Origin of the sequence: Stenotrophomonas sp. S49 (assembly GCF_016624905.1) — a bacterium.
Classification (GTDB): Bacteria; Pseudomonadota; Gammaproteobacteria; order Xanthomonadales; family Xanthomonadaceae; genus Stenotrophomonas.
This window is the reverse complement of record NZ_JACVUD010000031.1, coordinates 1-13,722: the sequence shown is the minus strand read 5'-3', so window position 1 is coordinate 13,722 and position 13,722 is coordinate 1. Positions and strand designations below refer to the sequence as shown.

Sequence of the window (13,722 nt, the reverse complement as noted above, 5' to 3'; positions counted from 1 at the left end):
CCGTGGCCCCAGCCCCCGCCGATCACCCCGTGACCGTGGCCGACGACGGTGCCATCCGCACCCTCACCGTGCAGCGCCCGGAGAAGCTCAATGCACTGAACGCGGCCACCCTGCAGGCCCTGGCGCAGGCGTTCAGCGCCGCGGCCGCCGAGCCTTCGGTGCGGGTGGTGGTGCTGACCGGGGCCGGCCTCAAGGCCTTCGTGGCCGGGGCCGATATTGCGGAAATGAACACGCTCAGTGCGGTTCAGGGACGTGACTTCTCGCTGTTGGGCCAGCAGCTGATGCGGCAGATCGAGCGCATGCCCAAGCCGGTGATTGCCCGGGTGAACGGGTTCGCACTGGGCGGCGGGCTGGAACTGGCCATGGCCTGCCACCTGCGCATCGCGGCCGATACCGCCAAGGTCGGCCAGCCGGAGATCAACCTGGGGCTGATTCCCGGTTTCGGTGGCAGCCAGCGCCTGCTGCGCCTGTGCGGCCGCGCCGCCACCCTGGAACTGTGCCTGCTGGGCACCCCCATCGACGCCGCCCGTGCGCTGGCGCTGGGTATCGTCAACGAAGTGGTGCCCACCGATGCGCTGGATGCCCGCGTGCAGGCCGTGGCGCGGCAACTGGCGCAGTCGGCGCCACTGGCCCTGCGTGGCCTGCTGGACGCGGTACACGTGGGGGGCGAGTGCAGCTTGGAATCCGGCCTGGAATACGAGAGCGCGCAGTTCGGCCTGCTGTTCGCCACCGAGGACATGCGCGAAGGCACCAGCGCGTTCCTGCAGCGCCGCCCGCCGGCCTTCCAGAACCGCTGACGCCATGGCATCCCGACCCAACCCCGTGCAGTTGTTTGCCCGGGTCCAGGCAGACGATCTCGATGGCGCCCTGCAGGCAGGCCTGATGGACTACGTGGCCAGCGCAGACGATGCGCGCCTGTTGCCCGACCACCCCGAACTTGCGCAGCGCCTGCTGCACGCCCAGCAGCAGCTGCAGCGTGCCTGGGCCGCACGCGAGCGCTATCGCGACCGTGCCGTGCGCCTGGCCCGCCGCGAAGCCGAGCGCGATGCCCGGCGCATGCCGGCACCGGCGCCGGACGTGAAACCCGCCCTGCCCTCCGCCGCGGCCGCCATCCTGGCCCGGGCCAAGGCCCGCGCGGCAGGCAAGGAACAGTAATGGCCACCGCGAAGAAGACCCCGCGCGCACCGGCGCGCCGCGGCAGCGCGATGCCGCGCGCCGACGTGGTGGAAATGTTCACCCGCCTGCGCGAACTCAATCCGCACCCGAAGACCGAGCTGGAATACAGCACGCCCTTCGAACTGCTGGTGGCGGTGGCGCTGTCCGCGCAGGCCACCGACGTGGGCGTGAACAAGGCCACGCGTCGCCTGTTTCCGGTGGCCAATACGCCAGCGGCGATGCTGGCACTGGGCGAGGAAGGCCTGAAGAAGTACATCGCCACGATTGGTCTGTTCAACGCCAAGGCGAAGAACGTGATCGCCACCTGCGCGATCCTGCTGGAACAGCATGGCGGCGAAGTGCCGCGCGATCGCGACGCACTGGAAGCCCTGCCCGGCGTGGGCCGCAAGACCGCCAACGTGGTGCTCAACACCGCATTCGGCGAACCGGTGATGGCGGTGGACACGCACATCTTCCGCGTGGCCAACCGCACCGGGCTGGCCCCGGGAAAGAACGTGCGCGAAGTCGAGGACCGTCTGGTGAAGGCCATTCCGGCCGAGTTCCTGCTCGATGCGCACCACTGGCTGATCCTGCACGGGCGCTATGTGTGCAAGGCACGCAAACCGGACTGCCCGGGCTGCGTGATTGCCGATCTGTGCCGGTTCAAGGAAAAAACCGCCGCGTAGGCGGGAGGGCCAGGGTCGGATCCCTTTCGCAGAAAGGGCTCTGACCCGCCGCCGAAAAGCATCCACGCATGGCGTGGATCTACTGCAATCGGGGCGCAACCGCAGCGTCACACGCAAGCATTTACATCGGCAGGCCCTGCCGTGGCGGGGCGTGTACTTGTGCGTGAACTGTCACATTTACGCAATCTTCACCTTCTAGCCTGCGCGCATCTTCCCACCTGCCTGCAAGGCTCCTTCCCATGAAACTGCATCACCAACTCCTGACGGTGGCCGTGGCTGCTGCGCTGTATGTGCCGGCTGCCCACGCTGAAGTCGCCATCGATGTGATCGGCGGTTCGGAAATCACCTTCGAAGGCCTGGTCCAGGCCGACGGCAACTGGTTCGACAATGACGTCGTGGACCTCAACGGCGGTGACGCCGGCAACGGTAAGGACAGCGAATTCGAACTGCGCCGCGCCGAGCTGGTGCTGAAGGGCAAGGGCCCGGGCAACGTGGAATGGGTGGTCGGCTACGACGCCAAGGCCGACAAGTTCCTCGACACCAACGTGAAGTACAAGCTGGCCGGCAACAGCAGCCACTTCCTGCAGCTGGGCCAGTTCAAGCAGCCCAACAGCCTGGAAGAACTGTCCAGCACCAAGAACAACGACTTCATTTCCAAGGCCGCAGTGACCAACACCTACGCCGTCGCCCGCCGTCTGGGTGGTGCGTACAGCTACGGCCAGGACAACTGGTCGGTCACCGCCAGCGCCTTCGGCCGCGAACTGACCCGCAACCTGGCCCACGGCAGCGGCTACGGCGCACGCGGTACCTGGGCGCCGATCAACGACAAGGGCCAGGTGCTGCACTTCGGCCTGAGCTATGTGGACTACGACGCCGACGCCGACACCCTGCGCGTGCGTGCGCGTCCCAACGCCGACCTGGCCACTGCGCGCCTGGTCGACAGCGGCAACATGACCGACACCGACCGCGTCAGCACCGTCGGCGCCGAAGCCATGTACTTCCAGGGCCCGTTCAAGGCCCAGGCCGAGTACTACAGCAGCAAGGCCAAGCGCTATGACCACGACAACTACACCAGCGACGGCTACTACGTCAGCGGCGTGTGGAACGTGACCGGCGAAACCTGGAGCTACAAGGGTGGCACCCCGGGCACCGGCCTGCCGGACAACCCGGCCAGCGGCCAGTGGCAGCTGGGCGTGCGCTACGACCACATGGATCTGAACGACGGCAACCTGAGTGCCAACCCGGTGGCCGGCCGTCCGCCGATCGTCGATGGCGTGCTGGGCGGCAAGATGGACATCTGGACCGTCGGCGCCAACTGGTACTGGCGTTCGAACTTCAAGCTGATGCTGAACTACGTGATGGTGGACAGCAAGAAGTACAGCTCCAGCGCCCGCGGCTTCGTCAATGACGATCCGAACATCCTGGAAGCCCGCGCCCAGTTCTTCTGGTAAGCGGCTAGCGCTGCGGCGCCCACGCTGCGCGTACCCAAGGCACGGCTTCGGCCGTGCCTTTTTTTGTTGCCGCCACCGCCACCCACGCTGTCATGGATGCGTCATGTGACAGACGCCGGGGTGTCACGCAACCGTTATGGAATGTGCACCGAAACGTTGGGCAGCCGCCCTTCGACCACCCCAGGAGTCTCTCCCGTGATCCACGCCTTCAAGTCGCGCGCCGCTGTCGCCATCCTGGCCGCATCGTCCGTGTTTGCCGCCAATGCCGCCGATGTGACCGGCGCGGGCGCATCGTTCATCTACCCGGTCATGTCCAAGTGGTCGGCCGACTACAGCGGCGCCACCGGCAAGAAGGTGAACTACCAGTCGATCGGTTCGGGCGGCGGCATTGCCCAGATCAAGGCAGCCACCGTGGACTTCGGCTCGTCCGATGCCCCGCTGAAGCCGGAAGAACTGGCGGCCGCTGGCCTGGCCCAGTTCCCGTCGGTGATCGGCGGCGTGGTGCCGGTGATCAACGTGGCCGGTGTTGCCCCGGGCGCGCTGAAGCTGGACGGCCCGACTCTGGCCAACATCTTCCTGGGCAAGATCAAGACCTGGAACGACCCGGCCATCGCTGCCCTGAACAGCGGCCTGACCCTGCCCAACGCCAAGATCACCATCGTCCACCGTTCGGACGGCTCGGGCACCACCTTCAACTTCGTCAACTACCTGTCCAAGGTCAGCCCGGAGTGGAAGAGCAAGGTCGGTGAAGGCACCTCGGTGCAGTGGCCGGCTGGCATCGGCGGCAAGGGCAACGAAGGCGTGGCCGCCTACGTGAAGCAGATCAAGGGCGGCATCGGCTACGTCGAACTGTCCTACGCGCTGCAGAACAAGATGTCCTACGCGGCGATGAAGAATGCCGCCGGCAAGATCGTGCAGCCGTCCGACGCCTCGTTCTCGGCCGCTGCCGCCAGCGCCGACTGGGCCAGCGCCAAGGACTTCTACCTGGTCATGACCAACGCCCCGGGCGCCGAAGCGTGGCCGATCACCGCCACCAACTTCATCCTGGTGCGCAAGCAGCCCAAGAACGTGGCCGGCGCCAAGGCCACCCAGGAATTCTTCCGCTGGGTCTACAAGAACGGTGATGCACAGGCCAAGCAGCTGGACTACGTGCCGCTGCCGGACACCCTGGTCAAGCAGATCGAAACCTACTGGATCCAGAACCTGAAGTACTGAGTGGCGTAGCAAGGCGTTCCCCCGCAGGAACGGGGGCCGGCGGGTCCTCTCTCCCCCGCCGGCCCCAACGGGCGCTGGACCTTCGGGTCCGGCGCCTTTCTGTTTGTGGGCCCGGGTGTGGGTAGAGTCGAGCTTGCTCGACTGGCATGGATGTTCAGTCGAGCAAGCTCGACTCTACGAAGGCGAAAGGCAGTCGAGCAAGCTCGACTCTACAAAGGCCGCGCCCGCGCAATCTGCGGGCCGCTGGCCCTCCCACGGCGGTCGCGCAACCCGTGAAACCCCCGTCAGAACGTGATGTCCGACACCTCTGTCATGGACGTCATACGGCTGTAACAAAAACATCATTTCATAGCCGCATCCGCCGACGGTGTCGGCTCTACCCCGCTATGGAGTGACCATGAAACTGCACTCGGCCGGCCTTGCCGCCCTTTCCCTGGCCATCGCCCTGGGCCTGTCGGCCTGCGGTGGCGACAAGCAGGCCGCGCAGCAGCCGGCCGCCGACAGCGCCGCCGCCCCGGCCGCTGCTGGCGACAAGGTGACCGCTGAAGTGTCCGGCGCCGGCGCCTCGTTCATCTTCCCGCTGGTGTCCAAGTGGTCGGCTGACTACAACACCGCCACCGGCGCGAAGATCAACTACCAGTCCATCGGTTCGGGTGGCGGCATCGCCCAGATCAAGGCCGGTACCGTCGACTTCGGTTCGTCGGACAAGCCGCTGGCCAGCGACGAACTGGCCCAGGCCGGCCTGGCCCAGTTCCCCTCGGCCATCGGCGGCGTAGTGCCGGTGGTGAACATCGAAGGTCTGGAAGCCGGCAAGCTGCGCCTGACCGGCGCCCTGCTGGCCGACATCTTCCTGGGCAAGGTGAAGACCTGGAATGACCCGGCCATCGCCGCCGCCAACCCGGGCGTGACCCTGCCGGACGGCAAGATCACCCTGGTCCACCGTTCGGATGGTTCGGGCACCACCTTCAACTTCTCCAACTACCTGTCCAAGGTCAGCCCGGAGTGGAAGACCAAGGTCGGCGAAGGCACCTCGGTGCAGTGGCCGGACGGCGTGGGTGGCAAGGGCAACGAAGGCGTGGCCTCGTACGTGAAGCAGATCAAGGGTTCGATCGGCTACGTCGAACTGGCCTACGCGCTGCAGAACGCCATGCCCTACACCGCCCTGCAGAACGCAGCCGGCACCTGGGTGCAGCCGAACGCTGAAACCTTCGCCGCGGCTGCCGCCAGCGCCGACTGGGCCAGCGCCAAGGACTTCAACCTGGTCATCACCAATGCGCCGGGTGAGCAGGCGTGGCCGATCACTGCCACCAACTTCATGCTGATGCAGAAGCAGCCCAAGGATGCCAAGCGCAACCAGGACGCCCTGGCGTTCTTCAAGTGGGCCTTCGAAAACGGCCAGGCCCAGGCCAACGAGCTGCACTACGTGCCGCTGCCGGCCGAGCTGGTCAAGCAGATCGAGGCCTACTGGGGCACCGAGCTGAAGTGATGGACCCGACGGTGCCCGCTGCGTGCGGGCACCGTCTCTACCACGCCGTGCCGCCCCGCCCTTTCCTGGCCCTGCCGTCCCCATGAATGCCATCGCCCAGCCTGTAGCCGCCCCGTCCACGCGTGACACGCGTGATGCCCGCAACGACAAACTGTTCCGATGGGTGCTGGTCGGCACCGTCATCTTCGTCCTGATCGCCCTGGCCTGCGCCGCGCTGTCGATGCTGTGGGGTGGTCGCCACGCCCTGCAGATGCAGGGCCTGAGCTTCTTCTTCTCTTCCGACTGGAATCCGGTCGAAAACAAGTTCGGTGCGCTGGCCCCGATCTACGGCACCCTGGTCACCGCGCTCATCGCGATGGTCATCGCCGTACCGGTCAGCTTCGGCATCGCCTTCTTCCTGACCGAGGTCGCACCGCGCTGGCTGCGCGGCCCGGTCGGCACCGCCATCGAACTGCTGGCGGGCATTCCCTCGATCATCTACGGCATGTGGGGCCTGTTCGTGCTGGTGCCGGTGATGACCGAGTACGTGACCCCCTTCCTCAATGAAACCCTGGGCGAGTGGCCGATCATCGGCCCGGTGTTCCAGGGCCCGCCGCTGGGCATCGGCATGCTCACCGCCGGGTTCGTGCTGGCGATCATGGTCATTCCGTTCATCTCGTCGGTGATGCGCGAAGTGTTCCTGACCGTGCCCACCCGCCTGAAGGAATCGGCCTATGCGCTGGGTTCCACCAAGTGGGAAGTGAGCTGGGACATCGTGCTGCCCTACACCCGCTCGGCGGTGATCGGCGGCATCTTCCTGGGCCTGGGCCGTGCGCTGGGCGAAACCATGGCCGTGGCCTTCGTTATCGGCAACAGCGTGCGCCTGTCGCCGTCGCTGCTGGAACCGGGCACCACCATCGCCGCGCTGATCGCCAATGACTTCGGCGAAGCCACTGAAACCTACCGCTCTGCGCTGCTGCTGCTCGGCTTCGTCCTGTTCATCGTCACCTTCGTGGTGCTGGCCATCGCCCGCCTGATGCTGATGCGCCTGTCCCGCAAGGAGGGCAACTGATGTCCACCACCGCTGATTCGCTGTACCTGCGCCGCCGCGTCGGCAACGTCGTTGCCATCGCGCTGTCCTGCGCCACTGCGCTGTTCGGCCTGTTCTTCCTGGGCTGGATCCTGTTCACCCTGGCCGCCAAGGGCCTGGCCGGCATCAACTGGGATCTTTTCACCAAGATGACCCCGCCGCCCATGCAGGAAGGCGGCCTGGCCAATGCCTTCTTCGGCAGCGCGGTGATGTGTGCGCTGGCGATCGGCATCGGCACCCCGCTGGGCGTGCTGGCCGGCACCTGGCTGGCTGAGTACGGCAACGCCCGCAAGGCCGGTACCGTGGTCCGCTTCGTCAACGACATCCTGCTGTCGGCACCGTCCATCGTGCTGGGCCTGTTCGTCTACACCCTGTACGTGATGCAGACCGGCGGCAGCTTCTCCGCCTTCGCAGGTGCGCTGTCGCTGGCCTTCATCGTGCTGCCGGTGGTGGTGCGCACCACAGACGAAATGCTGCGGCTGGTGCCTTCGCAGATGCGTGAAGCAGCCCTGTCGCTGGGCATCCCGCAGTGGAAGGTGATCGTGCAGGTGCTGTACCGCAGTGCCTCGGCCGGCATCATCACCGGCATCCTGCTGGCCCTGGCCCGCATTTCCGGCGAAACCGCGCCGCTGCTGTTCACCGCCTTCGGCAACCAGTACTGGAACAGCAACGTATTCCAGCCGATGGCCTCGGTGCCGGTGGTGATGAACCAGTTCGCCGGCAGCCCGTACGAATCCTGGCAGGTGCTGGCCTGGGCCGGCGCCCTGGTGCTGACTGTCTTCGTCTTGCTGGTCAGCCTTGCCGCCCGCGGCATCCTGCTGCGCAACCGCATCTCCCATGACTGACCTTTCCGTGGATACCGCCATGAACGACCTTTCCAACGCCGTGCCGATGCAGCGCATCGCCGTGCCTTCCTCGCACGAGAGCCTGCACACGCCGGCTCCGGTCAAGCTTGCCGCGCGCGGACTGGACTTCTACTACGACAAGTTCCATGCCCTGAAGGGCATCAACCTGGAAATTCCGGAAAAGCGCGTGACCGCGCTGATCGGTCCTTCCGGCTGCGGCAAGTCGACCCTACTGCGCATCTTCAACCGCATCTACGCGCTGTACCCGAAGCTGGAAGCGCGCGGTGAAGTGCTGCTGGACGGCGAGAACATCCTGTCGCCGAAGTACCCGATGAACCGCCTGCGCAGCAAGGTCGGCATGGTGTTCCAGAAGCCGGTGCCGTTCCCGATGACCATCTTCGAGAACGTGGCCTACGGCATCCGCCACCACGAAAAGCTGAGCAAGGCCGACATGGCCGACCGCGTGGAACAGGCCCTGCGCCAGGGCGCGCTGTGGGACGAAGTGAAGGACAAGCTGAACCAGAGCGCGCTGGGCCTGTCCGGCGGCCAGCAGCAGCGTCTGTGCATCGCCCGTGCCGTGGCCCTGCGCCCGTCGGTGCTGCTGCTGGACGAACCGACCTCGGCGCTGGACCCGATCTCCACCAGCCGCATCGAACAGCTGGTGGAAGAACTCAAGCACGAGTACACCATCGTCATCGTCACCCACAACATGCAGCAGGCCGCGCGCGTGTCTGACTACACCGCCTTCATGTACCTGGGCGACCTGATCGAGCACGACCGTACCGAAGTGATCTTCTCGCAGCCCTCGCAGCGGCAGACCGAGGACTACATCACCGGTCGCTTCGGCTGAAACGGCAGTCGAGCATGGCTCGACTCTACGGACAACGTCAGTCGAGCATGGCTCGACTCTACAGAGTGGAACAACCATGAATCTTCCCAACGACCACATCGTCAAGAGCTACGACGAAGAGCAGCAGCGCCTGGTGGCCGAAATCGTGCGCATGGGCGAGATGGCCGTCGCCCAGCTGGAGGCGTCGATGGACGTCATCGAGAAGCGCGACGAGAACGCCGCCCACCGGATCATTGCCAACGATGAAGCCATCGATGCGCTGGAACAGCAGATCAGCCACGATGTGATGCGCCTGGCCCTGCGTGGCCCGATGGCCCGCGACCTGCGCGAGATCCTGGCCGGCCTGCGCATCCCGGCCGACATCGAACGCATCGGTGACTACGCCGCGAACGTGGCCAAGCGTTCCATCGCGCTGGGCAAGGTGCCGCCGCTGCCGCAGATCCAGGGCCTGCGCGCCCTCGGCCGCCTGGCCGCGCAGCAGGTGCGCCGCGCCATCGCCGCCTACCGCGACAACGACGCCGAGGCCGCTATCGCCCTGCGCCAGGACGATGCCCGCCTGGACGCGCAGTACACCGCACTGTTCCGCGAACTGCTGACCTACATGATGGAAGACCCGCGCAACATCACCCCGTGCACGCACCTGCTGTTCATGGCCAAGAACCTGGAGCGCGTGGGCGACCATGCCACCAACATCGCCGAGAACGTGTGGTTCCTGGTGCATGGCGAACAGCCGCTGCCGCCGCGTGAAAAGCGCGACGAGACCTCCAGCACCGACGCAATCTGATCCCGCACTGCAACACTGAAGTGGGGTGCAAGGGGCCGCTGTCGATGTGACAGCGGCTTTTTCTTTGGGGTTTGCTCCGGGCGGCCATCCACGCATGGCGTGGATCTACCGCCGCCCACGCCATGCGTGGATGCCCCGTGCCCCACCCCGCCATGCGTGGATCAGGGGTCAGAGCCCTTTCCTGCGGAAAGGGATCCGACCCCGACCTCCCGCGCGGGTAGATCCACGCCACTCCTCACGAAAATTTTAGCTTTCGGCGAAGATTCCTTGAGTAGGATCGCTGCACCATCGTTTCACCCCGGGCAGCCGCCCACCACCCAAGGAGTACGACCGATGAGCAGTTCCAACAAGACCCTGTCCCTGCTGACCGCCACTGCCCTGGCCGCAGGCCTGGGCGTGACTGCCAGTGCTTCGGCCCTGAGCATGACCGACCTTGCCCAGGGCTATCTGGTGGCCGGCCAGGCTGCCAAATCCGGCGATGCCAAGGCCACCGACGCCAAGGCGGCCGATGCCGCCAAGCACGCCGAGGGCAAGTGCGGCGCGGACGGCAAGAGCGCCGAAGGCAAGTGCGGCGGTGACAAGGGCAAGGCCGCTGCCGGTACCGCTGCCGACAGCAAGGCCAAGACCGAGGCCGGCAAGAAGGCGGCCGAAGGCAAGTGCGGCGAAGGCAAGTGCGGTGGCAAGCACTGACGCTGCGGCCAGCGTCGTCCACCCACGGTTGCCGCTGCCCGCGGCAGCCGTCGGGTTGGGCCTGCGGCGGGCGCTGCTGCAGGACCTGCGCGATGCCCCGGCCGGCGATTTCGATTTCCTGGAGTGCGCGCCGGAAAACTGGATCAACGTGGGCGGCCCTGCCGGCGAGGCGTTGGATGAACTGGCCCGGCGCCATCCACTGAGCTGCCACGGCCTGTCCTTGTCGCTGGGTGGCAGTGCTGCGCTGGATACCCAGCTGCTGCAGCAGGTCGGCCGTTTCCTCGAGCGCCACCGCGTGCCGCTGTACAGCGAGCACTTGAGCTACTGCAGCGACGAGGGCCAGTTGTACGACCTGCTGCCGATCCCCTTCACCGATGAAGCGGTACGCCATACCGCCGCCCGCATTGCCCGCGTGCAGGACATTCTGGGCCGCCGCATCGCGGTGGAAAACGTGTCCTATTACCTGGCTCCGCAGCCGGCGATGGATGAGCTGGCCTTCACCAACGCCGTGCTGGCCGAGGCCGACTGCGACCTGCTGCTGGACGTCAACAACGTGTACGTCAATGCCTGCAACCATGGCTACGATGCCGACGCGTTCATTGCAGGCCTGCCGGCGCAGCGCATCGTCTGCCTGCACGTGGCCGGTCATCTGGACGAGGCTCCGGACCTGAAGATCGATACCCACGGCAGCGCGGTGATCGACCCGGTGTGGGCGCTGCTGGAACGCAGCTACGCCCGCTTCGGCCCGCGCCCCACCCTGCTGGAGCGCGACTTCAACTTCCCGCCCTATGCCGAACTGCTGGGCGAACTGCACACCATCCGCCGCCTGCAGTCCCGCCATGCGGGAGCTGCACATGGCTGACGCTCCAACCACCCTGCGCGCGCAGCAGCACGCGCTCACCGCGCACCTGCGCGACCCGCAGCACGTGCCCGCGCCCACCGATCTGGATCCGCGACGGGTAGCGGTATACCAGCGGTTGCTGTTCAACAACCTGCTGGGCCTGCTCGGCAATGGCTTCCCGGTCTGCGTGCGCCTGCTCGGCGAACCGGCCTGGGCCGATCTGGTGCGGCATTACTTCGCCCACCATCACGCGCGCACACCGCTGTTCACCGCGGTGGCGGCCGAGTTCGTGCAATGGCTGCAGGCGCAGCCGCAGCTGCCCCACCCCGCACTGGCCGAGCTGGCGCACTACGAATGGGTGGAAACCGAGCTTTACCAGCGCACGGCCGAGCCGCTGCCACCGGCCACCGGCATTGACCCGATGCGGGTGCCGCTGCGCTGCTCCGCGCTGGCCTGGCCGCTGCTGTACGCCTGGCCGGTACACCGGCTGGGTACCGATGATGCCCCTGCCGAAGTGCCCGCCGAACCCACCGGGCTGCTGGTCCGCCGCGATGCCGACGGTGCGGTGCGCTTCGCCCAGCTCAGCCCGTTGGCCGCACATCTGCTGATGCTGATGGCCGAGGCACCAGGCGCTACCGGCCAGCAGCACCTGCAGCAACTGGCCCGCCTGCACCAGCTCGACGCCGGTGAATTGATCGAACCTGGCACACATCTGCTGCAGCAGTTCCTGCAGGCCGGGGTGATCGGCCCCCTGCCCACCGTGGCCTGATCCACCCAAGGAGATTCCCCGATGAAAGCCTCGCCCCTGGCTGCCCTGCGCGGCCAGCTGGACCGCTGCGGCCCGTGGTTGGCCCCGCTGGGCCTGCGCCTGCTGCTGGCCTGGGAGTATTTCGAATCCGGCCGCGAGAAGCTGCAGGGCCAGAACTGGTTCGCCGAGCTGCAGCAGGCCTTCCCGTTTCCGTTCGACCAGCTGCCGGCCAGCGTGAACTGGCAGCTGGCGACCTGGTTTGAACTGGTCGGCGCGGCCTGCCTGCTGTTCGGCCTTGGCACCCGCTTCGCCGCGGTCAGCCTGCTGGTGCTGACCGCGGTTGCCACCTACGCCGTGCACTGGCCAATGCACTGGAATTCCCTGGCAGACCTGGCCATGGGCTATGCGATCAGCGACCAGGGCTTTGGCAACTTCAAACTGCCGGTGCTGTTCATGGCCATGCTGCTGCCGCTGCTGTTCAGCGGTGCGGGACGGTTGAGCCTGGATGCGTGGATGGCACGCTGGGGCGCCACGGATCGGTAGGTGCCAACCAAGGTTGGCACCTACCGGAATCCGGGTCGGCCAGGTCGCACACGTTACACGCCGATACGCACCGAAACCGCAGAAACGGCCGATTTAATCGCCTATTCATGAAAAAAATCCGATGCTGGATCCGTGGCCTCGACGACCACGTCCTTTCCCCGGAGTTGCCCCATGAAGCGCCTGATTGCCGCCACCCTTTCGCTGACCCTGCTGGCCACCGCCATCTCGCCCGCCATGGCGGCACCCTACGGCGCCGGTGGCCGCGACGACCACCATGGCCACAAGGATCACCACGACGACCGTCGCGATCCGCCGCGTCGCGGCCACAAGCTCGCCCACGACCATCGTGGCGAGTACGTGCGCGATTACCGCCACCATGGCCTGCATGCCCCGGCCCGCGGCCAGGAATGGCGCAAGGTGGACGGCCGCTACGTGCTGATTGCCGTGGCCACCGGCGTCATCGCCGACGTGGTGCTGGCACGTCGCTGACCTGTCCGCAGCGTCCCGGTCACGCACTGCGTGGCCGGGCGCTCAGGGTCGCTCTGCTAGAATCCGCGCATGAATGACCCCACCCCCGCACCTGACGTCGCCCCTGTTTCCGTAGCACCGCCGGCGCAGCGCGCGATGTCGCAGCGCTTCCGCGGCTTCCTGCCGGTGGTGGTGGACGTGGAAACCGGCGGCTTCGACAGCCAGCGCAATGCGCTGCTGGAAATCGCCGCCGTGCCGATCGAGATGGACGAGAACGGCCTGCTCTTCCCCGGCCAGACCGCCAGCGCGCACGTGGTCCCGGCCGAAGGCCTGGAGATCGACCCGAAGTCGCTGGAAGTGACCGGCATCATCCTGGATCACCCGTTCCGCCTGGCCAAAGAAGAAAAGGCTGCGCTGGACCACATCTTCACCCCGGTGCGCGCAGCCATGAAGAAGTACGGCTGCCAGCGCGCGATCCTGGTGGGCCACAACGCGCATTTCGACCTCGGCTTCGTCAACGCCGCGGTGGCCCGCACCGGCCACAAGCGCAATCCGTTCCATCCCTTCAGCGTGTTCGACACCGTCACCCTGGCCGGCATCGCCTACGGGCAGACCGTGCTGGCACGCGCGGCCAATGCCGCCGGGCTGGGCTGGGATGCCAACGAAGCGCACAGCGCGGTGTACGACACCGAACAGACCGCACGGCTGTTCTGCACCATCGCCAACGCCTGGCCGCGGTAAACAGCCAACGGCGCAACCGCATCATTACCCCACCGTAGATCCACGCCATGCGTGGATGAATGCATCGGTCGTGGGGGGCCCCCGGCCGCCCCCCCCCCCCCCCCCCCGGGGGGCAAGGGACAGATCCTAGGACGTGGTCAGCATTTCCAC

The 13,722-nt window shown here is 66.6% G+C and carries 16 protein-coding genes; all 16 read left to right on the top strand.

Annotated elements, in window-relative coordinates:
* Positions 1-2: 2 nt before the first annotated feature.
* The 16 genes from IAE58_RS08990 (at position 3) to rnt (ending at position 13,572) form a co-directional block, all read left to right on the top strand.
* Complete coding sequence (locus tag IAE58_RS08990) at positions 3-797, top strand: enoyl-CoA hydratase-related protein (protein WP_199933618.1); 795 nt, start codon at positions 3-5, stop codon at positions 795-797.
* A 4-nt stretch (positions 798-801) separates the two neighbouring features.
* Positions 802-1,155: a hypothetical protein gene (locus tag IAE58_RS08985; RefSeq protein ID WP_108761642.1), complete on the top strand. Its 354-nt coding sequence runs from the start codon at positions 802-804 to the stop codon at positions 1,153-1,155.
* Entirely contained in the window at positions 1,155-1,841 is a 687-nt protein-coding gene (gene nth / locus IAE58_RS08980) for an endonuclease III (protein ID WP_199933619.1), read from the top strand. The genes IAE58_RS08985 and nth overlap by 1 nt, the downstream gene beginning before the upstream one ends.
* A 239-nt stretch (positions 1,842-2,080) precedes the next feature.
* Positions 2,081-3,292 carry an OprO/OprP family phosphate-selective porin gene (locus tag IAE58_RS08975; RefSeq protein ID WP_108755804.1) on the top strand — a complete coding sequence of 404 codons (1,212 nt, stop codon included), beginning with the start codon at positions 2,081-2,083 and terminating at the stop codon, positions 3,290-3,292.
* Between the two features lie 195 nt (positions 3,293-3,487).
* Positions 3,488-4,507, top strand: coding sequence for a phosphate ABC transporter substrate-binding protein PstS (pstS, locus tag IAE58_RS08970; protein WP_199933620.1), 1,020 nt, complete (start codon positions 3,488-3,490; stop codon positions 4,505-4,507).
* A 397-nt stretch (positions 4,508-4,904) separates the two neighbouring features.
* Positions 4,905-5,993, top strand: coding sequence for a phosphate ABC transporter substrate-binding protein PstS (gene pstS, locus IAE58_RS08965; protein WP_108755803.1), 1,089 nt, complete (start codon positions 4,905-4,907; stop codon positions 5,991-5,993).
* An 82-nt stretch (positions 5,994-6,075) separates the two neighbouring features.
* Entirely contained in the window at positions 6,076-7,044 is a 969-nt protein-coding gene (gene pstC / locus IAE58_RS08960; RefSeq protein WP_108749106.1) for a phosphate ABC transporter permease subunit PstC, read from the top strand.
* Positions 7,044-7,907: a phosphate ABC transporter permease PstA gene (gene pstA / locus IAE58_RS08955; protein ID WP_108755802.1), complete on the top strand. Its 864-nt coding sequence runs from the start codon at positions 7,044-7,046 to the stop codon at positions 7,905-7,907. Before pstC ends, pstA begins: the two co-directional genes overlap by 1 nt.
* Positions 7,908-7,926: 19 nt before the next feature.
* Positions 7,927-8,757 (top strand): phosphate ABC transporter ATP-binding protein PstB, encoded by an 831-nt coding sequence (gene pstB, locus IAE58_RS08950; protein WP_108757682.1) that lies wholly within the window; start codon positions 7,927-7,929, stop codon positions 8,755-8,757.
* Positions 8,758-8,833: 76 nt separating this feature from the next.
* Positions 8,834-9,541 carry a phosphate signaling complex protein PhoU gene (gene phoU, locus IAE58_RS08945; RefSeq protein WP_199933621.1) on the top strand — a complete coding sequence of 236 codons (708 nt, stop codon included), beginning with the start codon at positions 8,834-8,836 and terminating at the stop codon, positions 9,539-9,541.
* Positions 9,542-9,874: 333 nt separating this feature from the next.
* On the top strand, positions 9,875-10,231 hold the full coding sequence (locus tag IAE58_RS08940; protein ID WP_108761637.1) for a hypothetical protein: 357 nt from the start codon (positions 9,875-9,877) through the stop codon (positions 10,229-10,231).
* Positions 10,218-11,093: a DUF692 domain-containing protein gene (locus IAE58_RS08935; RefSeq protein WP_199933622.1), complete on the top strand. Its 876-nt coding sequence runs from the start codon at positions 10,218-10,220 to the stop codon at positions 11,091-11,093. Before IAE58_RS08940 ends, IAE58_RS08935 begins: the two co-directional genes overlap by 14 nt.
* Positions 11,086-11,841, top strand: a complete 756-nt coding sequence (locus IAE58_RS08930) for a putative DNA-binding domain-containing protein (RefSeq protein ID WP_199933623.1) — start codon at positions 11,086-11,088, stop codon at positions 11,839-11,841. Before IAE58_RS08935 ends, IAE58_RS08930 begins: the two co-directional genes overlap by 8 nt.
* Before the next feature lie 21 nt (positions 11,842-11,862).
* Positions 11,863-12,363 (top strand): DoxX family protein, encoded by a 501-nt coding sequence (locus tag IAE58_RS08925; protein WP_199933624.1) that lies wholly within the window; start codon positions 11,863-11,865, stop codon positions 12,361-12,363.
* Positions 12,364-12,534: 171 nt separating this feature from the next.
* Positions 12,535-12,852, top strand: coding sequence for an RcnB family protein (locus IAE58_RS08920; protein WP_108752627.1), 318 nt, complete (start codon positions 12,535-12,537; stop codon positions 12,850-12,852).
* 135 nt (positions 12,853-12,987) lie between these two features.
* A complete protein-coding gene (gene rnt / locus IAE58_RS08915; RefSeq protein ID WP_199933629.1) occupies positions 12,988-13,572 on the top strand; it encodes a ribonuclease T in 585 nt (194 codons plus the stop codon).
* Positions 13,573-13,722 lie beyond the last annotated feature (150 nt).

Coding starts and splice junctions, on each gene's coding strand:
- IAE58_RS08985 (WP_108761642.1), top strand. CDS start 802: ATGGCATCCCGACCCAACCCCGTGCAGTTGTTTGCCCGGGTCCAGGCA.
- nth (WP_199933619.1), top strand. CDS start 1,155: ATGGCCACCGCGAAGAAGACCCCGCGCGCACCGGCGCGCCGCGGCAGC.
- IAE58_RS08975 (WP_108755804.1), top strand. CDS start 2,081: ATGAAACTGCATCACCAACTCCTGACGGTGGCCGTGGCTGCTGCGCTG.
- pstS (WP_108755803.1), top strand. CDS start 4,905: ATGAAACTGCACTCGGCCGGCCTTGCCGCCCTTTCCCTGGCCATCGCC.
- pstC (WP_108749106.1), top strand. CDS start 6,076: ATGAATGCCATCGCCCAGCCTGTAGCCGCCCCGTCCACGCGTGACACG.
- pstA (WP_108755802.1), top strand. CDS start 7,044: ATGTCCACCACCGCTGATTCGCTGTACCTGCGCCGCCGCGTCGGCAAC.
- pstB (WP_108757682.1), top strand. CDS start 7,927: ATGAACGACCTTTCCAACGCCGTGCCGATGCAGCGCATCGCCGTGCCT.
- phoU (WP_199933621.1), top strand. CDS start 8,834: ATGAATCTTCCCAACGACCACATCGTCAAGAGCTACGACGAAGAGCAG.
- IAE58_RS08940 (WP_108761637.1), top strand. CDS start 9,875: ATGAGCAGTTCCAACAAGACCCTGTCCCTGCTGACCGCCACTGCCCTG.
- IAE58_RS08930 (WP_199933623.1), top strand. CDS start 11,086: ATGGCTGACGCTCCAACCACCCTGCGCGCGCAGCAGCACGCGCTCACC.
- IAE58_RS08925 (WP_199933624.1), top strand. CDS start 11,863: ATGAAAGCCTCGCCCCTGGCTGCCCTGCGCGGCCAGCTGGACCGCTGC.
- IAE58_RS08920 (WP_108752627.1), top strand. CDS start 12,535: ATGAAGCGCCTGATTGCCGCCACCCTTTCGCTGACCCTGCTGGCCACC.
- rnt (WP_199933629.1), top strand. CDS start 12,988: ATGTCGCAGCGCTTCCGCGGCTTCCTGCCGGTGGTGGTGGACGTGGAA.